Origin of the sequence: Carboxydocella sporoproducens DSM 16521, from assembly GCF_900167165.1 — a bacterium.
GTDB lineage: Bacteria > Bacillota.
The window spans coordinates 40235-46369 of record NZ_FUXM01000015.1 but is presented as its reverse complement, the minus strand read 5'-3'; the positions used below and the strand labels follow the sequence as shown (position 1 = coordinate 46369).

8 protein-coding genes and 1 pseudogene are annotated in these 6135 nt (G+C 51.2%); 2 read left to right on the top strand and 7 right to left on the bottom strand.

Annotation, left to right across the window (positions count from 1 at the left end):
- The 3 genes and pseudogenes from B5D20_RS07280 to B5D20_RS07270 all read right to left on the bottom strand — a co-directional run.
- Positions 1-314 (bottom strand): annotated as a pseudogene (locus B5D20_RS07280) (hypothetical protein); the annotation flags it as partial.
- Positions 315-359: 45 nt separating this feature from the next.
- Positions 360-764, bottom strand: a complete 405-nt coding sequence (locus B5D20_RS07275; RefSeq protein WP_078665572.1) for an amidohydrolase family protein — start codon at positions 762-764, stop codon at positions 360-362.
- A 45-nt stretch (positions 765-809) separates the two neighbouring features.
- The gene (locus tag B5D20_RS07270; RefSeq protein ID WP_078665571.1) at positions 810-1619 is read right to left on the bottom strand and encodes a class I mannose-6-phosphate isomerase; all 810 of its coding nucleotides are present in this window, start codon (positions 1617-1619) and stop codon (positions 810-812) included.
- 141 nt (positions 1620-1760) lie between these two features.
- Between B5D20_RS07270 and B5D20_RS07265 the strand changes: the two genes are divergently transcribed.
- Positions 1761-2006 (top strand): PGPGW domain-containing protein, encoded by a 246-nt coding sequence (locus B5D20_RS07265; protein ID WP_078665570.1) that lies wholly within the window; start codon positions 1761-1763, stop codon positions 2004-2006.
- On the opposite strand, the gene B5D20_RS07260 is transcribed toward B5D20_RS07265, so the two are convergent.
- From B5D20_RS07260 to B5D20_RS07245, 4 genes are all read right to left on the bottom strand, one after another.
- Positions 1994-2614: a YigZ family protein gene (locus B5D20_RS07260; RefSeq protein WP_078665569.1), complete on the bottom strand. Its 621-nt coding sequence runs from the start codon at positions 2612-2614 to the stop codon at positions 1994-1996. The two genes, B5D20_RS07265 and B5D20_RS07260, sit on opposite strands and share 13 nt — an antisense overlap.
- A 30-nt stretch (positions 2615-2644) precedes the next feature.
- Positions 2645-3361 carry a DUF2935 domain-containing protein gene (locus B5D20_RS07255; protein WP_078665568.1) on the bottom strand — a complete coding sequence of 239 codons (717 nt, stop codon included), beginning with the start codon at positions 3359-3361 and terminating at the stop codon, positions 2645-2647.
- A 241-nt stretch (positions 3362-3602) separates the two neighbouring features.
- Positions 3603-4841: an Nramp family divalent metal transporter gene (locus tag B5D20_RS07250; protein WP_078665567.1), complete on the bottom strand. Its 1239-nt coding sequence runs from the start codon at positions 4839-4841 to the stop codon at positions 3603-3605.
- A 71-nt stretch (positions 4842-4912) separates the two neighbouring features.
- Positions 4913-5257 carry a Smr/MutS family protein gene (locus tag B5D20_RS07245; protein WP_078665566.1) on the bottom strand — a complete coding sequence of 115 codons (345 nt, stop codon included), beginning with the start codon at positions 5255-5257 and terminating at the stop codon, positions 4913-4915.
- 475 nt (positions 5258-5732) lie between these two features.
- Here B5D20_RS07245 and B5D20_RS07240 point away from each other — a divergent pair, with 475 nt between their 5' ends.
- Positions 5733-6128, top strand: a complete 396-nt coding sequence (locus B5D20_RS07240) for a DsrE/DsrF/DrsH-like family protein (protein ID WP_078665565.1) — start codon at positions 5733-5735, stop codon at positions 6126-6128.
- Positions 6129-6135 lie beyond the last annotated feature (7 nt).

The following is a 6135-nucleotide window of genomic DNA, read 5'->3' as shown; positions in this document are numbered from 1 at the left end:
TGTGAGAACCATGACCGATAGGAGTCGTCCTGCTCGCCCAGGACTTCCTGAGCAGACTGGGAAGGCAGGAGCCTGTACCAGCGGTTGATTTTAAGCTCCCGGCACTGCTCGGCGAAACCGGGTATTCTACCAGTTACGTTCCAAACAGTGCGCCGGTGGTGGTTAGCTACGTTCCACAGCTTGGTGGCGAAAAAACCCAGCAGGCCCAGGAGCAGGGCGTCCCGGTCGGAAAGGTTGATGACTTTGGCCCTGGCTGTGAGAGTCTGCGTTGGCATGCCGTTACTGGACTTCTTTTTGCGTGCCAGCTCAATCACCCCCTTAGATGGATATACATTTGTGTCTATATTTTTATTCCATAGCTATATTATACCAAATTTATACAATACAAGGAAGACATTCCGGCAAAAACTTAGCCGGGCTTTCATCCCACGGGTGAACCCGTGGGATGAAAGCCCGGTTTTTGTAATAATGACCTCTTCCAGGTTAGTATCCAGAGGGTGAATACAGGCAAAGGGAATGAATTGCGAATACTGCTGACATACTTCTCGCACCCAGCGATTTAACTCCAGGGAAATATCCGGTTTATGGGCATAAGTGAGCAAAAAAGCCCGCTCCATCCCCATTTTCTGCAAATAAGCCACATATTGTTCCAGCTCCCAGTTGGCAAAGGGTATTTCCCAGCCAGCTTGAGCAAACCAGCGCCAGATCGCCTTAAATATTCGCTCCGGGAAGAGATGGACATGGGCATCCCAGAATTTTTTCATCTCTGGTACTCCTTTTTCTAGCTCTATTAAAATTATTATATTATATCAAATATTTCCATTCAAGATTAAAACCTCTATCTTGCCTCCTAACCAAACCGGTGTTGAATCCAGCCAATACACTGTTCCCGGTTTCACCTGATAGAGCCACCGGCCACTGCTAAGCTGCCCCTCCCCCTTTAGACCGACCAGGAAAAACCAGGAACCGCCGGGGGATAGTTGCATCTGCCCTTGCAAATTGAGTTTCTGTAATCTGAAAGCCGGACAATGCAATTCCGTCAGCTGCCGTTCCAGGGTAGACACCACGATATTTTCTTCTACAGCAGCAGTGTTAAGCAGCGCCAGTCCTTTCTCTATCTGCAGTTTCCTGCCCCGTCCCCAGTCGTACAGCCGGTAGGTCAGGTCTACCGCAGTTTGTACTTCCACCAATCTTACCCCGGCGCCAATGGCATGGATAGTCCCGGGAGGCACAAAGATCATATCCCCGGCCCGCACTTTCACTTTTTTCACCAGTTTTTCCAGCTGGCCCGCGCGAATAGCCGCTTCCACCTCTTTTTTTTCCACTGGACGCTGAAACCCATAATAGATATACGCTCCTGGTTCAGTGGACCAGATATACCAGGCCTCCGTTTTACCCCTTTTGCCCTCACGCTGCCAGGCCTGGGCATCGCCCGGATGGACCTGCAGGGAAAGGGGTGCCGCTGCATCGATAAATTTCACCATCAGGGGCATACCCGGTACCGTATACCACATTTCCCCTATCCGTCTTCTCCCCTCCTGGTGCAGTCCCTGGCGCCAGAACCAGGTACCGCCCCACAGGGTTTCCTTTAACTCAGGCTGGACTGGAAGAATGCTCATTCACTGTCCCCTCGATTGTGCTGTGTGTGATTGTGTAATATACTATCGGGGACCAGGAATCCGGGTGCCAGTCCCATTGCTTTTGCCCGGTTAATCAGTCATAATAGAAGTGTGAAGAAGTCCCAAAGGAAGGAGACGCTCATGAGAGAAAAAGCTAAAAAGCTGTTGCGCCTCAGCCTGGGCCTGATTTTTCTAATCCTGGGCATCGCCGGTCTCTTTTTACCAGTTCTGCAGGGAATTCTGTTTTTGCTGCTGGCCCTCTATTTGCTGGCCCCCGATTGGCCCTGGGCCCGGAAATGGCAAAAAAAATTACAGGCCAGATATCCCGGCCTGGCTAATAGATTGCGTTTCTGGAAGGGACGGCTGAAAGGCATTTACGGCAAGTAACAGCTTTCCCCCCATTCCACCTGCAGCTGTCCCTGCCCCAGTTCCGCCACTTCCTTTTCCAGCTTGTTTTGCAGCTCAGGGAGTAACCAACCCCTTACCTGCACTTCTGCTCCATAAAGCGGTTCTTCCAGTTTACCCTCCAACTTTTCCAGCAGATGGAGGATGGAGCCCAAAAGCGGGTAAGGAACTATAATGGTAAATCGCCGATAAAGGTGATAGGTAACAATCCCGGCTGCCTCCAGCCCCTTAACGGCACTTTCCGTATAAGCCCGCACCAGGCCCCCTGCTCCCAGCAAAGTGCCGCCAAAATAGCGGGTCACTACCAGTACGCAGTTGGTTACCTCCTGTTTGCGCAATACCTCCAGTACCGGCATGCCGGCTGTTCCCGCCGGTTCGCCATCATCACTGAACCTTTCTGCCGGTACCGGCATTCCCACCCGCCAGGCTGGAACATTGTGAGTAGCATCCCAGTGTTTTTTGCGAATAGCCTCGACAAATTCCTGGGCTGCCTCGGCAGTTTCCACAGGCTTTACATAACAGATAAACCGGGATTTTTTGATCACAATTTCCGCCACCGCTTCCCGGCCTACCGAACGATAGCTGTCCATCCCTTGTCCTTCCTTTCTCTTTCTGTTTTCCTATGGCCAGAGACTGAGAAAATAACGTCCTTCCCGCAACAGATGTTCCGGCCAGTCAGCCGGAAAAACCGCCAGCAACTGACACCGTCTGGCCCGCCGCGCTACTTTTTGTTTGTATTTCAACACCGCCAGCACCGTTTCCCGGCTATCCGCCAATGCCTGGCCCAGGGTGAGGGGGAAATCTCTATCCTGCCCCACCAGAGACTCCCAGTTACTCAGAGTCAGGCGACATCGTTCCAGTCGCCGCAACAACAGGGCTGCTTCAGCCTGAAGTAACTGTTCCGTAGGATCCAACTGCTGGCTGAGCAGTTGCAGGTGTTCAGCAAAAATACGTAACCAGAATAAACTCTCCCTTAACTGTCCCAGGCGGGCATGGGGGTTACCGGTGGCACTCAACCGCAATAACTGACAGAAAAAGCGGGTCTCCCGGGCCCAGTGGTCCACCAGCAGGGGATACAGGCTGGCCTGCACCTGACAGCGCAACATGCGATAAAGCAAACGCTGCAGCCAGCGGCAGGTTTCCCGGGCCAGAGCCAGAATATCTGCCTTGCTGACAAAATAGCCTCCCCGCAGCTGGTCCTGCACGGCCTGGAGGCGTTGTTGAATTTGTTCCGCCTCCTGCCGCCAGGCTTTTTCCCCTTCCGCCAGCCGGTTTTTCGCTGTCTGCAGATGTTCCTGTAATATTCCCAGCCAGAAGATTAGTTCTTCCTGTGGCATTTTCCTCCCCCCAGTACCTGTCTTCTGCTTCAATGTATGCACCCCTGGGCAGGATAGTGCATATATTGCCAGTGTAAAGGGGAGTAGTTGGTGGTATTAACCTGCCACAGGCAGAATCGACATACTGGTAGCAATACCCGGTTCTGCCACCGTCCAAACCCGGGGACGGGCAACGAGACCTTTACCTCGACTGCAGGTCGGGGTAAAGGTCTTTTTTCTGTGAAAAGGGGAAATGGGGGGCTCACCCCCCAAAACCGCTCAATAATAGTATGCCGTTAAAAGCCAGCACCACAGTCACCACACTCCAGCCCAGCAGCTGTTCCCAGGGCCGGTCCGCCAGTTCCCCCAGTAAATCCCGGCGCCGGGTCAGCAGAAGCAGCGGCACAATCGCCCCTGGCAGGGCAAAACTCAAGACCGCCTGGCTGAACACCAGGGCCTGCAGGGGATCGGCTGCCCAGAGCAAAACCGCCAGAGCCGGGCCCATGACCAGAAGCCGTCGCCAGGTCACAGGCAGGTCAAGGCCGATAAAGCCTTTTAGCACCAGCTGGCCACTCATCGTCCCCACCACAGAGGAGGAAAGGCCGGAAGCCAGCAGGGCAATGCCAAACACCAGCTGGGCCAGACTGCCCAGCATTGGCTGTAAACTGTGGTAAGCACCGGTCAGACTGTTTACTGCAATCTCCTGCCGGTGGAAAACTGCCGCTGCCACCACCACCATGGCCCAGTTGATGAAAAAGGCGGTATTCATGGCCAGGGCAATATCCCGGCATTCCCAGCGAAACAGCTGGCGTAAAAAATCTGCAGATGCTCCCTGGGGGCGTCGGTCCAGCACCAGCTGAGAATGCAAAAACACTACATGGGGCATTACCGTTGCCCCCAGCATAGCCACCGCTACCAGAATCGAGCCGGCAGGCAAACGGGGAATTACTGTATGGGCCAGCACCTGCGGCCAATCAGGTTTGGCCAGAAACAATTCTATCACATAACAGAACCCAATTAAAGCTACAATGGTGCCTATCACTATTTCCAGCAGTCTTTGCCCATAGCGTTCCAGGGCCAGAATGGAAACAGTCACCACCGCTGTCAATAGCCCGGCCAGCCAGAGGGGAACCCCCAGCAGCAAATAAAACCCCAGGGCCGCTCCCAGAAATTCAGCCAGATCAGTAGCCATAGCGGCGATTACCGCCAGTAACCATAACAGGCGATTGACTCCTGGCCGAAACTGTTCCCCGCACAGTGTGGCCAGGTCTTTCCCGGCGCCAATCCCCAGTTTGGCTGACTGGCGCTGCAGAAAAATTGCCATTAAATTGCTGAGCAGCAGTACCCAGAGCAGGCTGTAGCCGAAACGGGCTCCCCCTTCCAGGTTGGCAGCAAAATTGCCTGGATCGACATAGGCCACCGCTACCACCACGGCCGGGCCCAGGCTGGATAGCCAGCTGCGGCGGGCAGGTACAGCTGCCAGATATGTCGCTGTCTTCAACCGGCATCACCCCCCGTTCTGTCAGGACTTCATTTCAGCCTATGACAGAGGGGGTAAAAGGGTGCTATTGCCTACAAAATAACAATCGTTATTCCCGGATTACCCCGGTCCAGGTCCCGGTCCCCTTTCAGTTCCGGCACCAGTTCCAGAGCCCTCCGCCCTTCCGGCGTAAAGATGGACCATTTATCACCGGAAACAAAGTGACGAATTAAGCCTGAGCGGCGGTGAGCAGCCAGGGCTTTTTGCATTTCCCCCCGCAAAGTGCCACCCACCCCACTGGAACCGTAGCCGTGGATTACTTTTACTGCCTTGGCCCGCCGGGCTTTGGCACCCCGCAGGGCCTGCAGCAAGCGCAGCCGGGCCTGCTCCACCGTGGGCATGCCTTGCTCAATATTGGCTGTTTCCAGAATCGCCATCAGTGGTCACCTCGTGTCATAATATCTCCCCTAACATTATTTTAACTCTAAAGAGTCGTAGTGTCTTCTTTTTTTTTGCAATATCATACCTAAGAACTTTGAACCTTAGCAAACATTAAAAAGTGTTAGTTATCTAAAATAGAAGACTTCTCAAAAACTTCATGCTTCAGCGCTGACTTTTCAATAAATGATTGACAAAGCGAATTTAGTGAATTATAATAATAAAAGAATACATATACGGGGTATATGTAATAACTTAAAATACGGATTAAGTAGTATGATAAAGTTTTCCCTGCGTCAAATAATTTATGAAAACAAAAATATAAAGTGACGGGGGAAATTTATTAAAACTTACATAATACCAATCTAAGATGTATCAAGGTGGTGAGAATCTCAAAAAGGTAAGAAAATTTTTCAAATAAAAAAGCGGTTGAAAAGATTCACAAAACTAAACTAAAAAAGGAGAGAAGATAAAATGGAACAACCAAAATTAACTGTTATCCTTATTTCCGGAGAAATGGAAAAATTACATGCAGGTTGCTTGGTGAGTTCAGTAGCTGCCGTATCCGGCATGGAAGTAAACATTTTTGTAACAATGGATGCACTTAAAGCTTTCCGCAAAGATGTAATTGAATCCAAAAACTTCAAAACCGGTGAAATTGGCCAGGAGATGCTCAATAAGAACGTTGAACTTTTTTATCAGTTGTTAGAAAATGCAAGAGATATGGGCACCTGTAATGTATACGGTTGCGCAATGGCAATGGACTTAATGGAATGGAAGAAAGAAGATTTAGTAGACGTATTTGATGATATTATCGGTGTCACTGCTTTCCTTGGTAAAGCTGTAGGCAGTCAAATTATTGTAATGTAAATTGAAG